This is a genomic window from Hydrogenophaga sp. T2 (assembly GCF_049843535.1).
Classification (GTDB): domain Bacteria; phylum Pseudomonadota; class Gammaproteobacteria; order Burkholderiales; family Burkholderiaceae_C; genus Hydrogenophaga; species Hydrogenophaga crocea.
In genome coordinates, this window is the sequence record NZ_JBBHZJ010000002.1 from 57,177 (window position 1) to 74,366 (window position 17,190).

Annotated in this window: 15 protein-coding genes; 8 read left to right on the top strand and 7 right to left on the bottom strand. The window is 71.2% G+C overall.

Annotated elements, in window-relative coordinates:
* The first annotated feature begins 6 nt into the window (after positions 1 to 6).
* Positions 7 to 8,310 carry a GH36-type glycosyl hydrolase domain-containing protein gene (locus WDZ95_RS03860; protein WP_425776329.1) on the top strand — a complete coding sequence of 2,768 codons (8,304 nt, stop codon included), beginning with the start codon at positions 7 to 9 and terminating at the stop codon, positions 8,308 to 8,310.
* A 36-nt stretch (positions 8,311 to 8,346) separates the two neighbouring features.
* Here WDZ95_RS03860 and WDZ95_RS03865 read toward each other — a convergent pair whose 3' ends face one another.
* Positions 8,347 to 9,078: an OmpA family protein gene (locus WDZ95_RS03865; protein WP_425776331.1), complete on the bottom strand. Its 732-nt coding sequence runs from the start codon at positions 9,076 to 9,078 to the stop codon at positions 8,347 to 8,349.
* Positions 9,079 to 9,374: 296 nt separating this feature from the next.
* Here WDZ95_RS03865 and WDZ95_RS03870 point away from each other — a divergent pair, with 296 nt between their 5' ends.
* From WDZ95_RS03870 to WDZ95_RS03900, 7 genes are all read left to right on the top strand, one after another.
* Positions 9,375 to 9,791, top strand: coding sequence for a PRC-barrel domain-containing protein (locus WDZ95_RS03870; RefSeq protein ID WP_425776333.1), 417 nt, complete (start codon positions 9,375 to 9,377; stop codon positions 9,789 to 9,791).
* A 100-nt stretch (positions 9,792 to 9,891) separates the two neighbouring features.
* Positions 9,892 to 10,206: a BON domain-containing protein gene (locus WDZ95_RS03875; protein ID WP_425776335.1), complete on the top strand. Its 315-nt coding sequence runs from the start codon at positions 9,892 to 9,894 to the stop codon at positions 10,204 to 10,206.
* Between the two features lie 115 nt (positions 10,207 to 10,321).
* A complete protein-coding gene (locus WDZ95_RS03880) occupies positions 10,322 to 10,690 on the top strand; it encodes a hypothetical protein (RefSeq protein ID WP_425776336.1) in 369 nt (122 codons plus the stop codon).
* 43 nt (positions 10,691 to 10,733) lie between these two features.
* On the top strand, positions 10,734 to 10,883 hold the full coding sequence (locus tag WDZ95_RS03885; RefSeq protein WP_425776338.1) for a lmo0937 family membrane protein: 150 nt from the start codon (positions 10,734 to 10,736) through the stop codon (positions 10,881 to 10,883).
* Between the two features lie 102 nt (positions 10,884 to 10,985).
* Positions 10,986 to 11,705: a Crp/Fnr family transcriptional regulator gene (locus WDZ95_RS03890; protein ID WP_425776340.1), complete on the top strand. Its 720-nt coding sequence runs from the start codon at positions 10,986 to 10,988 to the stop codon at positions 11,703 to 11,705.
* A 2-nt stretch (positions 11,706 to 11,707) separates the two neighbouring features.
* A complete protein-coding gene (locus WDZ95_RS03895; RefSeq protein ID WP_425776342.1) occupies positions 11,708 to 12,433 on the top strand; it encodes a Crp/Fnr family transcriptional regulator in 726 nt (241 codons plus the stop codon).
* A gap of 121 nt (positions 12,434 to 12,554) precedes the next feature.
* The gene (locus tag WDZ95_RS03900; protein ID WP_425776343.1) at positions 12,555 to 13,139 is read left to right on the top strand and encodes a ferritin-like domain-containing protein; all 585 of its coding nucleotides are present in this window, start codon (positions 12,555 to 12,557) and stop codon (positions 13,137 to 13,139) included.
* 37 nt (positions 13,140 to 13,176) lie between these two features.
* On the opposite strand, the gene WDZ95_RS03905 is transcribed toward WDZ95_RS03900, so the two are convergent.
* From WDZ95_RS03905 to WDZ95_RS03930, 6 genes are all read right to left on the bottom strand, one after another.
* Positions 13,177 to 13,812, bottom strand: a complete 636-nt coding sequence (locus WDZ95_RS03905) for an NrsF family protein (protein ID WP_425776345.1) — start codon at positions 13,810 to 13,812, stop codon at positions 13,177 to 13,179.
* A gap of 30 nt (positions 13,813 to 13,842) precedes the next feature.
* Entirely contained in the window at positions 13,843 to 14,397 is a 555-nt protein-coding gene (locus WDZ95_RS03910; protein WP_425776347.1) for a sigma-70 family RNA polymerase sigma factor, read from the bottom strand.
* 82 nt (positions 14,398 to 14,479) lie between these two features.
* Positions 14,480 to 14,995, bottom strand: a complete 516-nt coding sequence (locus WDZ95_RS03915; RefSeq protein WP_425776348.1) for a DoxX family protein — start codon at positions 14,993 to 14,995, stop codon at positions 14,480 to 14,482.
* Entirely contained in the window at positions 14,992 to 15,777 is a 786-nt protein-coding gene (locus WDZ95_RS03920; RefSeq protein ID WP_425776350.1) for a putative DNA-binding domain-containing protein, read from the bottom strand. The genes WDZ95_RS03915 and WDZ95_RS03920 overlap by 4 nt, the downstream gene beginning before the upstream one ends.
* A complete protein-coding gene (locus WDZ95_RS03925; protein ID WP_425776352.1) occupies positions 15,774 to 16,646 on the bottom strand; it encodes a DUF692 domain-containing protein in 873 nt (290 codons plus the stop codon). Before WDZ95_RS03925 ends, WDZ95_RS03920 begins: the two co-directional genes overlap by 4 nt.
* A 31-nt stretch (positions 16,647 to 16,677) precedes the next feature.
* Entirely contained in the window at positions 16,678 to 16,989 is a 312-nt protein-coding gene (locus WDZ95_RS03930) for a DUF2282 domain-containing protein (RefSeq protein WP_425776354.1), read from the bottom strand.
* Between the last annotated feature and the right edge of the window lie 201 nt (positions 16,990 to 17,190).

Consider the following 17,190-nt stretch of genomic DNA (forward strand, 5'->3'; position numbering starts at 1 on the left):
GACCCCATGGCGCGCTGGCGTCAACCCTGGATGCCTGCCGGGCTGTTGCGTGTGCTGGAGATCGACCCCGGGCCGCCGCTGGCGCCCTTGCGCATGGAGATCTTCGGCGCCGAACGGCTGCGCCAGCACGCGGCAAGCCTGGGGCAGGTGCACCGCCTTCAATCCTCTGGCGCCGCCAGGGGCAGTTTTCATCCCAGACTGCACAACAACGTGCGCGCGCTGCGCGCGGCGCACGCCTACCTGAGCGCCCAGACCCGCGACGGCCAGGACCAGGGGCCGGTGGCCGAGTGGATGCTGGACAACTTCCACCTCATCGAGGCCCAGATGGAGGTCATCCGCGAGGGCCTTCCCGCGCACTTTTACCGGTCTTTGCCGTTGCTGTGCGACGCGCCGCTGGCCGGGTTGCCCCGCATCTACAGCCTTGCCTGGTCGTTCGTGGGCCACACCGACAGCGCCTTCGACGAGGGCCTGCTGCTGACGTTCCTGCAGGCCTATCAGGATGTGCGCGAACTCGGCCAAGGCGAACTCTGGGCCTTGCCCACCACACTGCGCATCGTGATGCTGGAGAACCTGCGGCGCCTGAGCGATCGCATGGTCGGCCACCTGGCCGCGCGTGAAATGGCCTCGCACTGCGCCCAGCGCCTGCAGGGGCTGACCTTGCCCGTGGTGCAGCAACTGGCTGCACGCATGGCTTCGCGCGGCGTGGGCCGCGTGTTCCAGATGCACCTGCTGCAGCGCCTGGCGGGCCAGCCGCTCGCCGCGGAGCCCGAGCGCGTGCGGGAATGGTTGGTGCTGGCCTTGCCCGATCTGCCGACGCTGCTGGATCAAGTGCACGCCGAGCAGGCGGCAGACCTGCTGAGCGTTGGCAACGCGGTGTCTGCCCTGCGCCTCATCGGCGCAGCCGACTGGTCCGATCTGGTGGCCCGCAGCAGCCGCGTGATGGCGTTGTTGATGACCGCGCCGGTGTTTGCCGCCGAAGACGAGGCCACGCGCAACACCACCCTGCACGGCATCGAGCGGCTGGCCGTCGCCAGTGGCGAACCCGAGTCTGTGGTGGCGCGAGTGCTGTTGCTCGCCATGGAGCGCGCCCCCGGCGATGCCGATGACCCCCGGCACCTGGCCGTGCACTGGTTGCATGGCGACGGACAGATCGAACTGCGCAAGTCGCTCGGCCTGCCGGCGGGCTTGCGCGCGCGTTGGCGCCGCCTGCCACGGCCGTCGGCAACGCAGGTGTACCTGGTTGCGCTGGCTGCGGGCACGCTGGCGCTGACCAGCTGGCTGCTGCACCGCTGGGCGGCGGTGGACGCGGTGGCGCTGATCGGATGGAACGCCGTGCTGCTTGGCTTGCCCGCTTCCGAGGTCGTGTCGGTCGTGTTGAGCCGGCTGGTGAGCGAATCGGTCAAGCCGGCGCATGTGCCGCGCCTTGGCCTGCCCGACGGCATCCCCGCGCAGGCGCGTGTGCTGGTGGCCATCCCCGCCATGCTCAGCGATGTCGCAACCATCGACGGCCTCGCGCATCGCCTGCGCCTGCACTACCTGGCGAATCCGGAAGCCTGCGCGCAGTTCGCGCTGCTGAGTGACTGGAACGATGCCGCCACCGCAAGCGCGCCTGGCGACCGGGAACTGCTTCAACACGCGCAGGACCGCGTGGCCGCGCTCAACCGTGAACACCCGGCCATCGAAGGCGATGTGCCGCGCTTCCTGCTGCTGCATCGGGACCGCTGCTGGAGCGACACGCAGCGCTGCTGGCTGGGCCACGAGCGCAAGCGCGGCAAGTTGCAGGCGCTCGTGGCCAGGCTGGCCACCGGCGGACCGGGGCCATTCCTGCCACTGGGTGATCTCTCGCGAACGGCGCCGCACACGCGCTACCTGCTCACGCTCGACAGCGACACCTGGCTGCCCCCCGGGCGCCTGCGCGCGCTCGTGGGCGTGGCGGAGCACCCCGCCAACCGGCCGCAGCTCGACGCCGATCGGCGCCGGGTATGCCGAGGCTACGGGATCATCCAGCCACGTCTCGTGGCACCGCTGCCCAGCGCCCGGCACAACAGCTTCTGGCAATGGCTTGGCCAGGCACGGCAGGGGCTCGACCCCTACAGCGCCATGGCGTCGGACCTCTACCAGGACGTGTGGGGCGAAGGCAGCTTCACCGGCAAGGGCTTGCTGCACGTGGCCACGGTGCATGCGGTGCTGGGCGATCGCCTGCCCGGCGAGGCGGTGCTCAGCCACGATCTGCTCGAGGGGGCGCTGGTGCGTTGCGCGGTGGTGAGCGACATCGTGCTGCTCGAGCCCGAACCCGAACACGCCGATGCCGCGTCCGCGCGCCTGCACCGCTGGATGCGCGGCGACTGGCAACTGCTGCCCATGCTGCTGGCGCCACGCGCCTGGCCGATGGCGGGCATCAGCCGCTGGAAACTCGCCGACAACCTGCGTCGAACGCTGGTGGCACCGGCCTCGCTCGCGCTGCTGCTGCTCGCGATGACCGGTCAGGGTCTGAGCCTGCCCGTTGCGCTGGCGCTGGTGCTGGCGGCACACAGCGCCGGCCCCGCCATGGCCGCGCTGTCGGCCTGGGTTCCCCATCGGCTGGATCGCTTCAACATCCGCTTCGTGACGCTGGCGACAGCGGACCTGTGGCGCACGGCGCTGGCCGGCCTGTGGGCGCTGTCGCAGTTGCCGGCGCAGGCGCTCAGCGCGGCCGACGCCGCGTTGCGCACCGTGTACCGGCTCACGGCGAGCCGGCGGCACCTTCTCGAGTGGTCCACCAGCGCCGCCCACCAGTCGGGCCTGCACAGCGGGATGCGCGGCACGCTGAGACGCCAGCGCATGCCACTGGCCCTGGCGCTGTTGATGGCAGCCGGTGTGGTGGGAATCGCACCCGGGTCCGGCCTGTTGGCACTGGCCCTGGCGGGGCTCTGGGTCGCCGCGCCGCTGCTGTCGTGGCTGGCGCACCGGCCCTGGCCGCTGCGCCCGGCCTTGAAGGCCGACGACCGGGCTTTCCTGCTCGGCGTGGCGCGCGACACCTGGGCGCTGTTCGAGCACAGCGTGGATGCGCGCAACCACCACCTGCCGCCCGACAACCTGCAGACGGATCCGGTCGAGACGGTGGCGCACCGCACTTCGCCCACCAACATCGGCCTGTACCTGTTGAGCGTGTGCTGCGCCCGCGCCTTCGGCTGGATCGGCACCCAGGAACTGATCGACCGCATGCAGGCGACGCTGACCACCCTGCACCGCATGGAGCGCCACCGCGGCCACTTCCTGAACTGGTACGACACCGAGACACTGCAGCCGCTGCTGCCACGCTACGTGTCCACCGTGGACAGCGGCAACCTGAGCGCGCACCTGCTCGCGGTGGCACGGGCCTGCCTGGAGCGTGCCGACGATCCGGCCAGGGACGTGGCGGACGGTCCGGTCGATCCCGCCACCGGCATCGCGCCGCCCGCTGCATCACCGGCGGGCTGGCGCGATCGCCTGCGCGAGCTGGCTGGCGAATGCCAGCGGCTGGCCTGGGCCCCCGCCTTCGGCTTCCTCCACCATCCGCGGCGGCGCCTGCTGCACATCGGCTATCGCGTCGACGACGGTGCGCTGGACCCCTCGCTGTACGACTTGCTGGCCTCCGAGGCGCGCACCACCAGCCTGCTGGCCATTGCCCGGGGCGATGTGCCGCTGCGGCACTGGGCTGCGCTGGGCCGCCCCTGGTTCGCGTCGGGCCGGCATGCGGTGCTGAGCTCGTGGTCGGGCTCGATGTTCGAGTACCTCATGCCGTTGCTGGTGAACGAGCCGCCAAGGGGCAGCGCCTTGCACGAGGCCTTTGCCTCGGCGGTGCGCGAGCAGCGCGCCTTCGCGCGCGGCCTGGGTCTGGCCTGGGGCATGTCGGAATGCGCGCACGCCGGGCGCGACACGACGCTGGCCTACCAGTACGCGCCGCAGGGGGTGCCGCACCTGGCCTTGCGCCGCACACCCGCCAACGAATGCGTGGTGGCACCCTACGCCAGTGTGCTGGCGGCGCAGGTCGACGCCGCCTCGGCCTGCCGCAACCTGCGCGCGCTGGCCGCACTCGGCGCCCGCGGACGATTCGGATTCATCGAGGCGGTGGACCACACGCCCGCGCGCCAGGTGCACGGCAGTGCCTTCACCCTGGTGAGCACGTTCATGGCCCACCACCAGGGCATGAGCCTGGCCGCGCTGGCCAACGTCCTGCTCGACGGTGCGGTGCAGCGCTGGGGCATGGCCGAGCCAAGGCTGCAGGCTTTGTCGGCGCTTCTTCACGAACAGGCACCGCGGGAAATGCACGCGGGCGGGCCGGCGCGCGCTGCGACCTCGCCGCGCAGCCTGCGCAGCGCCGAGCACAGCCGCCCCATCACCCCGGGGGGTCGGGCCATACCGCCCACGCACCTGCTGGGCAACGGCCGCTACACCGTGGCCCTGCGCCCCAACGGCGCCGGCTGGAGCCGCTGGAGCACGATCGGCATTTCACGCTGGCGCGATGACGCCCTGCGCGACGAACACGGCAGCTTCCTCTACCTGCGCGCCAGCGCCGATGCCGTGCCGGTCTCGCTCACCAGCCATCCCGCGCCTGACGATGCCGCGCGCTACACCTGCGAGTTCCACGCCGACCGCGTGGGCTTCAGCGCCGAATGGCCGGGCCTGCACGCGCACACCACGGTGTGGGTCAGCCCGGAAGACGACGTCGAGCTGCGCAAGGTGGTGCTCTCCAATCCGGGCGGGCAGGCGCAGGAGGTCGAGCTGATCTCGGCACTGGAGATCGCGCTGGCCGATCCCGCCGCCGACGAGGCCCATCCGGCATTCTCCAACCTGTTCGTGCGCGCCGACTGGTTGCCCGCGCAACAGGCGGTGCGTTTCGAGCGCACACCGCGGCGCGACGCCGAGCCCGGCGCACTGGCGGCGCACTTCGTGGCCAGCGTTCAGGGCGAGCTGCTGCAATTGCGCTGCCAGAGCGACCGCCTGCACTGGCGCGGACGCCTGCACCCCGCCAGCCACCCCCTGGCGCACCTGCGTCCGGCACCCGCTGATGCCTGCGCGCTCGACACCGGGCTCGACCCGGTGGCCGCGCTCGGGCTCACGCTGCGCCTGCCACCGGGCGGCCACGCCTGCGTGGTGTTTGCCACCGCCGCCAGCGACGCAGCCAGCACGCTCGCCGCGCTGATCGACAAGTACCGCGAGCCGGGCTACGTGGCGCGCTCCTCGGTGATGTCGGCCACGCTCGCGGCCATCGCAAGCCCTCCGCACCGGCCCCATGCGGACTACCTGCCGGCGATGCAGGCGCTCACCACCGCGCTGGTGCTCACGCTGGCGCCGACGCGGGCCCCGCCGGGTCAGGCCCATGTGATCGATCGCCGCGCCTTGTGGCCGCTGGGGCTGTCTGGCGAACGGCCGATCGTGCTGGTGGATGCGGCCACGCGCCAGGGCCTGGGCCTGTTGCGCCTGCTGGCCGGCATGCTGGGCACGTGGGCCCGTGCCGGTGTGGGCTGCGATCTGGTGGTGATCAGCCTGGAGGCCCACTCCTATGACATGCCCTTGCAGCGCGAACTCTTGCGCCTGCGCGAGCAGCACCTGCAGGCCCCGGCGCAACACGTCGGGGCGCAGGGCACGGGCCTGCATGTCTGGCGGGCCGACGAACTCTTGCCCGCGCAGCGGGCCACGCTGCGCGCATTGGCACGGGTGGTGCTGCTGGCCGATGGTCAGCCGCTGCTGCACCAGGTGCGCGACTGGTGCCTCGCACACGAACCCGAGGCGACCCCGGGCTGGCGCGACGGGAACGGCGAGCCGACGCCTTTGGCCGTGCGGTGGCTGGCGCGCGCACCCCGCCAGGCAGCGGGCGGCTTCGATGCGGATGGCCGTCGCTACCGCATCGAGCTCGACAACGCGGCACACACGCCGCGCCCGTGGGTCAACGTGCTGGCCAACCCGGGGTTCGGCACGCTGGTGTCCGAAAGCGGGGGCGGCAACACCTGGGCACGCAACAGCCGGCTGCACCAGTTGACGGTGTGGGCCAACGACCCGGTGGCCGACACGCCATCGGAATGGTTCTGGCTGCAGGACCGCCAGAGCCGGGCGGCGTGGAGCCTGACGCCCTCGGCCTGGGGTCACGGGAAGGCCCCGTACCGCGTGACCCACACCCAGGGCCTGACCACCATGGAGCACGCCGCCGACGGGCTGCGGGTGACGATGCACTGCTGCGTGGACCGCGACAGCGCCATCAAGCAGGTGCGCGTCACCGTCACCAACCAGGGGCCGCGCAAACGCCACCTGCGCTTGCTGGTGATGGTGGAGTGGCTGCTGGGCGAGCGGCGTGCCGACCGCGCCACGCTGCACACGGGTGCCCACCACGGCGAGGGGCCGGGCACACCACTGCTGGGGTTGTTCTGCACACAACAACGGGTGGACAACACGCAAGCGCATGCACAGGGCGGGCCCAGCGCTTTCCTGGCCGAGGTGCCTCACGGCCAGCACGAAGGTTCCACGCATGACGACGGCCTCGACTGGACCTGCGACCGCCGCGCCTTCTTCGACAGTGCCGGCCGCATCGCGCTGCCGCGCCACCTGGGTCGAGCGCACGGCAGTGTCGACCCGTGCGCCGCGCACGCGCGGCTTCTCACGGTGCGCCCCGGCGCCACGCTGCAGCAGACCTATCTGATCGGCCATGCCGAGCACATGGATGCGGCCCTGGCCTTGCTGGGCGAGGCGCGCGCCGTTGACCCGCTGCGGCGTGAACAGGCGGTGCGCGAGCGCTGGGACGTGCTGCTCGGCGCCAGCGAAGTGCACACCCCCGACCCCTTGTTCGACGCACTCGTCAACCGCTGGCTGCTCTACCAGACCGTGTCCTCGCGCCTGTGGGCCAAGGCCGGCTTCTACCAGGCCGGGGGCGCCACCGGCTTTCGTGACCAGTTGCAGGACACCATGGCCCTGGCGTGGGCCGAGCCAGCCTTGCTGCGCGAGCAGATCTTGCGCTGTGCAGCGCACCAGTTCGAAGCCGGCGACGTGCAGCACTGGTGGCACGAACCCGGTGGGGCGGGTGTTCGCACGCACTTCTCGGATGACCGGCTCTGGCTGCCCTGGGCCTGCGCGCACCACCTGCGCACCACGGGCGACAGCAGCGTGCTCGATGAGCCAGTGCCGTTCCTGGTGGCGCCCGAGCTGCCCCTGGAGGCGGAAGACGCCTACGACACGCCGCGCGTGAGCGCGCAGCAGGCCAGCGTGTACGAGCACGCCGCCCGAGCCATCGACCACAGCCTGCGCACCGGCATGCACGGTCTGCCGCTCATGGGGACGGGCGACTGGAACGACGGCATGAACCGCGTCGGCCACGGCGGGCGTGGCGAATCGGTGTGGCTGGCCTGGTTCCTGTGTGCCATCACCGAGCCCTGGATCGCGCTGGCGCGCAAACACGGCGACAACGAACGCGCACAGCGCTGGGCGCTGGCCCGCGCCGGCTGGGCCGAGGCGCTGCAGGGCCCGGCCTGGGATGGCGCCTGGTACCGGCGCGCCTTCTTCGACGACGGCAGCCCGCTGGGCGCGCAGGGCATGCCCGAGGCGCGCATCGATCTCATTGCGCAGGCCTGGGCGGTGCTGTCGGGCCAGGCGCCGCCCGAGCGCCAGCGCCTGGCGATGGCGGCCGCGCGGGCCCAATTGCACGATGCGCCGGCCGGCTTGATGCGCCTGCTCACGCCGCCACTGCGGCACGCGGCGCCATCGGCCGGCTACATCCAGGCCTACCCGCCCGGTGTGCGCGAAAACGGTGGCCAGTACGCGCACGCCGCGGTGTGGGCGCTGATGGCGTCCGCCCGGCTGGTGCATGAAGGCGAAGGCCCCATCGACCCGACCACGCCGCCGGGCGGCCCCGACCTGCATGGCCAGACGGCGCGCGATCGCGTCTATGCGGACTTCTGCGAACTCAGCCCGGCGCACCGCGCAGCCCATCCGGTGTGGGGGCCGCTGTACGGCCTGGAGCCCTACGCGATGGCGGCAGACGTCTACAGCGAAGCGCCTTGGCGGGGCCGCGGTGGATGGAGTTGGTACACCGGGGCGGCCGGGTGGATGCACCGCGCAGCCATCGAGTCGATCTTCGGACTGCAAATCGCCGGTGACGAACTCTGGTTCGAGCCCTGCCTGCCCGGCGCGTGGCCGCGGGCGCGGCTCACGCTGCGGCGCGGGCAACGCCGCCTGCACTTTCTGCTGCACCGGGGCGATGCCACCACCACCGATGGCCCGGCCATGGGCATCGGCGCGCGGCTGCGCTGGCGCGACCTCCCCGATGGGATCGAATCGCGGTTCAGCATCCGGCTCGACTGAACGGCGGTGCGGTGCGCCCGTGCCGCGCGCGGGGTGTCAACGGGTGCCGGTGACGTCCACCTCCACGCGGCGGTCGGGCTGCAGACAGGCGATGCGCTGCGCCCGCGCCAGTGCGTCCGGGCAGGCGCCGGACGCCGTCACGGGCTGACGCTCGCCCATGCCGCGGGCCCCCACGCGGGCCGGGTCGAGGCCGAGCCCGTCGACCAGGTAGGACTTGACGCGCTCCGCACGCCGGCTCGACAGCGCCTGGTTGTGGTCGTTCGAGCCCATGCGGTCGGTGTGTCCGATCACCCGGACCGATTCATAGGCCGTGCCTTTGAGTTCACGGCCGAAGTCGTCGAGCGCGGTCTTGCCTTCGGGGCGCAGGGCCGCAGCGCCGAAGCCGAACAGCGTCTCGGCGGCGAAGCGCGTGCGCTGTGGCGCGGGGGGTGGGGTCGGTGCCGGTTCGGGCGGCGCCAGCACCGGCGCGGGGGCCGGAGCCGGTGCCGGGGCTTGGGCCACCACCAGCGGCATCGGGGCCGCCGGTGCTGCGGCAGCCGCCCGCATCGGCGCGTAGCGGCCGAACGGGAACACGACGCTGATCGTCGCCGTGTCCATGTCGCGCCCGTGGCCGGCCAGGGTGCCTGCAGGCGCGGTGTTCGCGCTGAAGTCGGTCTCGCCGAGGTTGAAGTAGCCCCCTTCCAGGGCCAGGTTGCGGTTGAACTGGTGGCCGCCGAAGAGCTTGTACGACCGGTCACTGTTGTCGCGGGAGACGCCCGTGGTGCTCACGCCAGGCGTGCGATCGGGACGCGCGCCTGGGCCGGTGGTGGGGTGCGGGTGTGTGACAGCGAATGACGGGGGTTCATGGAATGTCTTGTGGGGATGAGGGGTGCGGCGCTGCGGTTGCAGCCATGCCCTTGTAGGCACTGCGGCGATCGCAGTCGGTGCGCTGGCAGACAAAAGAACAGGCCCAAAAGAACAGGCCCGCCCCCACCGATCCGGTGGCTGTGTGCGCTGGGGCACAGACCGGCGCCTTGGCATCGGCCACGCTGCGCCTTCCCTCAACACGGACACAGGAACCCGCCATGAACTACCAGGACCAGGATACATACGGCATGTACAACGCGCAGAAGGAAGACGGCCCCGGGCCACAGCTCATGGGCGCCAACACGCTCAACGGCAATGAGGTGCGCAACCGCCGCGGGGAAGACCTGGGCGACATCAAGGAAATCATGCTGGACATGCACAACGGCAGCGTGGCCTATGCCGTGCTCTCGTTCGGCGGCTTCATGGGCGTGGGCAACAAGCTTTTCGCCGTTCCCTGGAGCGCGCTCAAGCTGGACACCAGCAACAAATGCTTCGTGCTCGATGTCGAGAAGGACAAGCTCGGCAATGCGCCCGGCTTCGACAAGGACCATTGGCCCGACATGGCCGATGCCACCTGGGCGCAGGGCATCAACCGCTTCTATGGCCAGACGCCACGCTCGGCGCAGCACCGCTGAGACGGGCTGTGTGCGCTGTCGTACAGACGGGCACGTGCAGCCTTCGCAGAATGCTTTCGTGCTCCGCCGATTCCGGCGTCGACATCACCGAAAGGCCCCCATGAAAACCCATCACCGTTTCTCGGCCCTGCTGCTGCTGGCCATCGCATTTGGCGGACTGACGGCCTGCGGCTCCACCCCGACGAGCTCCAGCACCGGCCAATACCTGGACGACACCGCCATCACCGCCAAAGTCAAGACAGCGATCTTCAACGACGCGAGCCTGAAGTCGGCAGAGATCAACGTCGAGACGTTCAAGGGCACCGTGCAGCTCAGCGGATTTGTCGGCACACAGGCCGACATCAGCCACGCGGTCAAGCTCGCGCAGGGCATCGAAGGCGTGCGCGCCGTCAAGAACGACATGCGCCTGAAGTAACCCCCGCACAGGCCCCTTGCGGGGCTGGACAACGCCCCACCCTCACCGGCAACCCGATCGAACGCAGGACGCGGTGCACGCGGCCTCGTCCCTCCACCCCCCATGAAAGCCCCCCATGAAGCCCTACTCCTCTGAACCCTCTCGCGATCCGACGCTCCCGCCCGTCACCGAGTTCGCACAAGCCGCCCCCGAGCCGTCATTGCCCAACGGCGCTGCCCGCTTGGCCAGCGATGTCAAGGATGTCGGCCTTCAGGGCGGACAGGCCATCCAGCGCCTGGTGCACGACACCGGCGACCTGGCCGCTCAAGGGGCCAAGAGCGTGCGCAGCAGCGCCCACGAATTGCGCGAGCGGTCGATGCAGCTTCGCGAGGCGGCCGCTTCGTACGTGCGGCATGAACCGGTGAAGTCCGTGCTCTTGGCCGCTGCCGCCGGCGCCGCCCTCATGGGTCTGGTGACCCTGCTCGGTCGCGCCATCGCACGCTGAGCAAAGCGCCGCCCGGCTGTGTGACGTCCATCAAGGAACCGCAATGCTCTACACCGTCGCCGTCGTTCTGTTGCTGCTGTGGGTGCTGGGTCTGGTCACGGCCACCACCCTGGGCGGCTTCATCCACATCCTGCTGGTGGTTGCCATCGTCATGGTCCTGCTGCGCGTGATCAGCGGCCGCGGCCCCTTCTGAACCCGCCCCGATCGGCGTGACGGTTCGATCCCGCACATACCGAGACGGCACAAGGGCGTAAGCTGCGCATTTGCCAGATTCCGGACACCGCAGGAGCACGACATGGAAAGTGCCGTGGATCGATATGCCAGCGACCTGCTGGCCGCCTTGCCGTTTGCCGAGTGGGAGCGCCTGTCGCCGTTCCTTGAGCCCGTGGACCTCCCGCTGGGTGCGGTGCTTTACGAGTCGGGTGTGTCCATGAGCCACGTCTACTTTCCCACCTCTGCGATCGTGTCGTTGCTCTACGTGCTGGAAGACGGTTCCTCGGCCGAGATCGCGGTGGTGGGCCGTGAGGGTGTGGTGGGCGTGGCGCTCTTCATGGGCGGCGAGACCACGCCCAGCCGGGCGGTGGTGCAAAGCGCGGGCGCTGGGTACCGGTTGCGGGCACCGATCATCAAGGAGGCCTTCGGCCGCGCCGGGCCGGTGATGCACTTGCTGCTTCGGTACACGCAGGCCCTGATCACGCAGATGGCGCAAACGGCCGTGTGCAACCGCCACCACTCGCTCGATCAGCAGCTGTGCCGCTGGTTGCTGCTCAGCCTGGACTGCCTGAAGACGAACGACCTGGTGATGACGCAGGAGCTCATTGCCAACATGCTCGGCGTGCGGCGCGAGGGCGTCACCGAGGCCGCACTCAAGCTGCAGCGTGGCGGCTTCATCAGCTACGCGCGTGGGCATATCAAGGTGCTTGACCGCCCTGGCCTGGAGCAGCGCGTGTGCGAGTGTTACGGGGTGGTCAAGCGCGAATACGACCGCTTGCTGCCCCACCGCATGGGCATTTGACCATGCCCCTCATCGACAACCAGATCGCCATGCGCTTGCTTCCGAGCACGCGCTTTCGGTTACAGGAACGCTGTGAGCGTGTCGAGATGTCTGCCTCGGCCCCGCAGGGCGAGCGCGGCCGCGCCTTGCAGCACGCCATCTTTCTCGCCTCGGGATTCGTCGCCCTGGTGATTGAGTCCAGCGGGCATCCGGCGCTGGAGGTGGGCATGGTCGGCCGCGAGGGGGTGATCGGCGCGGAGTTGGTGCTGGGGACCATGAGGGCGCCATGGCGCGTCAAGGTTATTGGCGCAGGCGAAGGGTGGCGCATCGATGCGGTGGCGCTTCGCGAGGTCAGCGCCACCCACCCGGACCTGCAGCGCTTGTTGCATGGCACCGTGCTGGTCCGCTTGCACCAGCAGGCCCTGTGGTTGGCCTGCGACCGTTTCCACTCGACCGCGTCCCGCGTGGCGCGTTGGATGCTGATGACGCTGGATCGCGTGCAAGGCGGGCATTTCCACATGACGCACGAGTTCCTGGCGCAGATGCTCGGCGTGCGGCGCGTGAGTGTCACGCTGGCGGCCAACGGGCTTCAGCGCGATGGTGTGATCACCTACCGCCGGGGTGATGTCCGCGTGCTGGACCGCGAGCGGCTGCTGGCGTGTGCATGCAGCTGCTACGAGACCGATCGTCGCCTGCTGCGCACGATGGTGCGCGACTATGTTCGCCAGCCAACAGACCGGCCGGCCTGAACCGCGCACATTGCGAGGGTGGACCTGCATCGCGCACATCTGAACAGGTTTCGATTCACCGCAAGAGCCCGCGAACCAGGCCCACCCCACACCGCTCGGTCGCCCTTTTGGAAGCACGCCCATGACCCCATTGCCCCCCCCGTTGGACATCGTCGCTGTACGCAAGCAGGCTCGGCTCCACCCCGAAAGCGGTGCGGTCACCGTGGGCTACGGCGCCGATCGCAATCGCGTGCTGGAGATGCTGAGCGATGCGCTGGCCACCGAGCTGGTCTGCATGCTTCGTTATCGGCGCCATCACTTCATGGCCCAGGGCATTCAGGCCGCCGAACTCTCGCGCGAGTTCCTCGCGCATTCGAACGAAGAGCTCAGGCACGCGGACCTGCTGGCCTCGCGCATCGTGCAGCTGGGCGGCGAGCCCGACTTCTCGCCCGAATTCCTGCTGCACCGAAGCCACGCCGAGTATGTGCACGTCGCCCGCTTGCCCGACATGGTGCTCGAGAACCTCGTGGCAGAGCGCATTGCTATCGACGCCTACCGCCACTTCATCGCCTGCCTGGGCAACGACGACCCGACCACACGGGGCTTGCTCGAATCGATCCTGGCGGTGGAAGAACAACACGCCGACGAGTTGGCCAGCCAGCACCAGAGCCTGGCCTCGCGAGGCATGTCCATGCGCCGGCAGTCCAACGAAGTGTGCGAGACGTGAGGCCCATGCGCGCGGCCGCGCGGCCGCGTGCATGGGATCACCAGCGCAGCAGCCGCGGCCCCAGCAGCGCCCCGAGCGCGCCGCTGAGCAGCATGCCCAGCGTGTACCAGAGCGCGACGAAGGGCAGCGCGAGTTCGGTGCACGACAGCGCATAGCCCAGCGCCCCGAGGCTGCCCGCGAACAGGCCGGCGGCCGCGCCGGCCAGCACCGGTCGCGTCGGCGCGAGCCCGCGCAGGGCCCAGAAGGCCGCGGCCAGGGCCGGCAGCGACAAGGCCATCACGTTGAGCGAGCAGCGCGTCCACGAATGCCCCAGCAGGCCCGGCAGGCGGCTCGCCGCCGGGCTCGCGAGCCAGCCCGCGAGGCCCACGAGCACGGCCGCCGCGAGCACGGCCGCCACCGCCAGCAGTGGCCCGCGCCAGCGGGGCACGGGCCGGCTCAGGCGCATCACCAGCCAGCCGGTGCTCACACCCATGGCGCCCGCGTAGACGATCTTGAACCAGGGGGCGACCTCGCGGTACAGGCCGGCCGGGATCAGGCCCAGCAGCCAGGCCGCGAGCGCGCTGCTGGCCAGCAGACCGAGCACCGCGCCGGGCCACAGGCGGCGCCAGGCCTGCGCCCGCGGCGCCGGGCCCGCGCCTTGCGCGAGCAGAAGAATCAGGTCATCGGTTTTCATGGGCGTTGGTTTCCGGTGTCGTCGGCGCGTTCACGATCGGCGCACCCGATCGGCCAGCCGCTTGAGGCCACGGTGCACCTGCACCTTGATCGCCGATTCGCTGGCGCCCGTGCGCACCGACACCTCGGCGACCGACAAGCCTTCGATCTTCGTCAGCACGATGGCCTCGCGCTGCGCCGCCGGCAGGTCGGCCAGCAACTGGCCCAGGTCGCGCTGCGCGCCTTCGTCGTGCGTGGCGGCCACGAGCTGCGCACCGTCCACATCGTCGATCGGGTCGTGCAAGGCGTCCTGCCGGCCGCGCCGGCGCCAGAGGTCGATCAGCTTGTGGCGCGCGATCGCGAGCATCCAGGCCGTCACGGGCACCTGCGGATCGTAGGAGCCGCGCTGCAGGTGCAGCGCGAGCAGGGTTTCCTGCACCAGGTCCTCGAGTTCGTCGGGCAGCGACACCATGCGCCGGCGCAGGTGCTGGCGCAGCCGCGTGGCCATGCGCTGCAGGGCTTCGCGGTAGGCCGCTTCGTCACCGGCCTGGGCGCGCAGCCACAGCGGGCGCAGCGCGTTCTCGAATTCGTCGGGGGCGGCACTCAATCGGGGGCGGGCGTGGCAGGGGGCCGGCGCATTGTCGGGCGGCGGCGCCGGCCAGGCAAATGCGGCCACGCGGGCCGAGGTCTCAAACGCCATGGTCGCGCACCGCCCGGGCCAGCACGTGGTCGACCGAGCACCGCCCCGGCCCGCGCAGCACCAGCATGAGCAGCACCGCGGCCCACAGCCCGTGGATCGGCCAGGCCCCCGGGTAGACCAGCAGCTGGATCACCGCCGTCATGCCCAGCAGCCCGAGCGCCGACAGGCGCGTGGCCAAGCCGAGCAGCAGCGCGACCGGCAGCAGGTGCTCGGCCCACGCGGCCATCAGCGCGGCCGCCTCGGGCGGCAGCAGCGGCAGCGCGTACTCGTCGCGGAACAGACCGACGGCCTGCGGCGCCAGGTGCGGCCAGCCCCACTCGAACACGCCGTCCACCAGGTCGACCGCAAAGCCCTCGACCTTGGTCTGGCCCGAACGCCAGAACGTCGCGGCGATCGAGATCCGCGCCAGCAGCGCGAGCAGATCGCCAGGCCAGCGCGCCGCTTCGGCGCGCGCCTGCCAGCGCCCGGTGAACACGAACAGGCGATGGGTCAGCGTCGGCTTCATGGAAGGTCTCCGGGCGGTGCATGCCCCGCGATGGCGCGGTGGCGGATCAACAGGGCGAGGCAGGCCGCGAGGTCGACGCCCGCGGCCGGCGCGGCCACCGCGGCCTCACCCAATGTCTGTCCCTGGGCCAGCCGCTCGACGAAGGCGGCCGCGGGTGCGTCCAGGCGCAGCACCAGCACCGCGCCGTCCTGCGCGTCGTCGCGCAACACCAGCGCGGCGTCGGCCTGCTCATGCACGGCCAGGTCCGCGGGCGGCCCGGCGCCCTGGTGGGCGGCCCACAGGTCCACCACGGCCCAGCCGAAGCGCAGCACCTGGCACGACGGGTGCAACGTGAAGCGCGTCCGCGCCAGCCGCTCGGGCTGCGCGCACAGCGCTGCGAATTCAAGCGCATCCGACGCAGGCGCATCGGCCGCGGTCCAGGCGATCGCGCGGGCGCGCTCGAGCCGCGCGAGATCGGCCAGCCAGGGCCAGGCCGAGCGGGCGTGCGGGTGCGCGCGCACCCAGGCATCGAAGCCCTGGCCCCATTGCGACAGCACCGGCGAGCGCGGCGGGTCGTCGTTCACATAGGCTTTGGCGAGGGCATCGAAGGCCTCGGCGCCCAGCGCCTGGCGGCACACGGGCAGCGTGTCGCCCAGCGCCTGCACCAGGCCCGCCACAAAGGTGTTGCGGTGCACGTTGAAGCGGGTCCGCACGTCGGAGCCGTTCCACGCGCACAGGCCCGGTGGCGGCGGCCCCCCGGGCGCGCGCAGCGCGGCGGCAAAGGCCGACAGCAGCGCGCTCACGGCGTCACCCCGTCGGGCACAGGCAGCGCCGCCATCAGCGCCTGGGCCCGACCGGCCTCGGCGCTCAGGCGCGCCAGCGGGGGCACGTCCTGGTCGCGTTCAATCAGCGTGGGCACCGGGCCCAGCAGCGCGATGGCCTGCCGGTAGAGCGACCAGACCGCTTCGGCCACGGGCGCGCCGTGGCTGTCGATCAGCAGCGGCGCGCCCTGCGCATCGGCATCCACCGCATGGCCCGCGAGATGGATCTCGCCCACCGCGCCCGCGGGCAGGGCGCGGACCAGCCGCTCGATGAAATCCGCCGCGTCCTGCCCCTGGTTGACGGCGCTCACGTGGGCGTTGTTCACGTCGAGCAGCACGCCGCAGCCGGTGCGCCGCACGACCTCGGCCAGGAAACCGGCCTCGTCCATCGTGGAACGCGCATAGGCCAGGTAGGTGCTCGGGTTCTCGAGCAGCAGCGGGCGCCGCAGGCGCGTCTGCACCCGGTCGATGTGCGCGCAGACGCGGTGCAGCGTGGGCCGGTCGTAGGGCAGCGGCAGCAGGTCGTTGAACCAGAGACCGCCGTGGCCCGACCAGGCCAGGTGCTCGGAGAACCAGCGCGGCTCGTGGCGCTGCAGCACGCGCGCGAGCCGGTCCAGGTGCTGTTCGCAGGGCGGCTGCGCGCCGCCGATGGACAGGCCCACGCCGTGCACCGACAGCGGCAGCCGCTCGCGCAAGCGGTCGAGCCGGCTCAGGCGCGGCCCGCCGTCGACCATGAGGTTCTCGGCGTGCACCTCGACGAAGCCCACAGCCGCCGCGCCGGCCTCACCCTGCAGCAAGGGCAGCACGTGCTCGTCCTTCAGGCCGATGCCGGCCAGCGGCTGCGCGTTCATGGGCGTGTCGCGGCGTGCGGGGCGCGCGGCCTCAGGCCTTCTTCTCTTTGAACGCCTCGAGTTGACCGAAGCCCGTGGGCGAGGTCTTGGACACGGTCTTGGTGCAGGTGCCCTTGGCCACCTTGGACCAGGCATTGCCCTGGTGGTCCATGCGCGAGGTGCCCGCGCAGGTGGTGCCGGGGCCGGCGGCGCAGTCGTTCTTGCCTTTGAGGGCGACGCCGAAGCACTTCTCGGTGTCGGCGGCGGCCTGGGCATGGGCCGCGGGCGCGGCCGCGATCAGCAGGGCGGTGCCGAGCGCCAGGGCAAGGCCGGACGCGATCGTGGAGGTGACGGGGGTGGTCATGGGACGGGCTCCTGAAGGTGGCCAAGATCGGCCGTTGGGGGCGTCGGGCCGCGTGCCAGGGGCGGCGCGGGCCGGACGTAGAGCCAGTCGCTGGGGCGCGCGCAAAGGTTACAGGCCCGACCAAAAAAAACCGCAGGCGACACCGCGGCGCGTGCGATGCGGTGCGATGCCGCAATTGGGCCGTGTTTCTCATGCTTTTCG

What these genes read in the sequence shown, in the direction of transcription:
- WDZ95_RS03860 (WP_425776329.1), top strand. Translation starts at nt 7, where the DNA reads ATGGCGCGCTGGCGTCAACCCTGGATGCCTGCCGGGCTGTTGCGTGTG.
- WDZ95_RS03870 (WP_425776333.1), top strand. Translation starts at nt 9,375, where the DNA reads ATGAACTACCAGGACCAGGATACATACGGCATGTACAACGCGCAGAAG.
- WDZ95_RS03875 (WP_425776335.1), top strand. Translation starts at nt 9,892, where the DNA reads ATGAAAACCCATCACCGTTTCTCGGCCCTGCTGCTGCTGGCCATCGCA.
- WDZ95_RS03880 (WP_425776336.1), top strand. Translation starts at nt 10,322, where the DNA reads ATGAAGCCCTACTCCTCTGAACCCTCTCGCGATCCGACGCTCCCGCCC.
- WDZ95_RS03885 (WP_425776338.1), top strand. Translation starts at nt 10,734, where the DNA reads ATGCTCTACACCGTCGCCGTCGTTCTGTTGCTGCTGTGGGTGCTGGGT.
- WDZ95_RS03890 (WP_425776340.1), top strand. Translation starts at nt 10,986, where the DNA reads ATGGAAAGTGCCGTGGATCGATATGCCAGCGACCTGCTGGCCGCCTTG.
- WDZ95_RS03895 (WP_425776342.1), top strand. Translation starts at nt 11,708, where the DNA reads ATGCCCCTCATCGACAACCAGATCGCCATGCGCTTGCTTCCGAGCACG.
- WDZ95_RS03900 (WP_425776343.1), top strand. Translation starts at nt 12,555, where the DNA reads ATGACCCCATTGCCCCCCCCGTTGGACATCGTCGCTGTACGCAAGCAG.
- WDZ95_RS03905 (WP_425776345.1), bottom strand. Translation starts at nt 13,812, where the DNA reads ATGAAAACCGATGACCTGATTCTTCTGCTCGCGCAAGGCGCGGGCCCG.
- WDZ95_RS03915 (WP_425776348.1), bottom strand. Translation starts at nt 14,995, where the DNA reads ATGAAGCCGACGCTGACCCATCGCCTGTTCGTGTTCACCGGGCGCTGG.
- WDZ95_RS03925 (WP_425776352.1), bottom strand. Translation starts at nt 16,646, where the DNA reads ATGAACGCGCAGCCGCTGGCCGGCATCGGCCTGAAGGACGAGCACGTG.
- WDZ95_RS03930 (WP_425776354.1), bottom strand. Translation starts at nt 16,989, where the DNA reads ATGACCACCCCCGTCACCTCCACGATCGCGTCCGGCCTTGCCCTGGCG.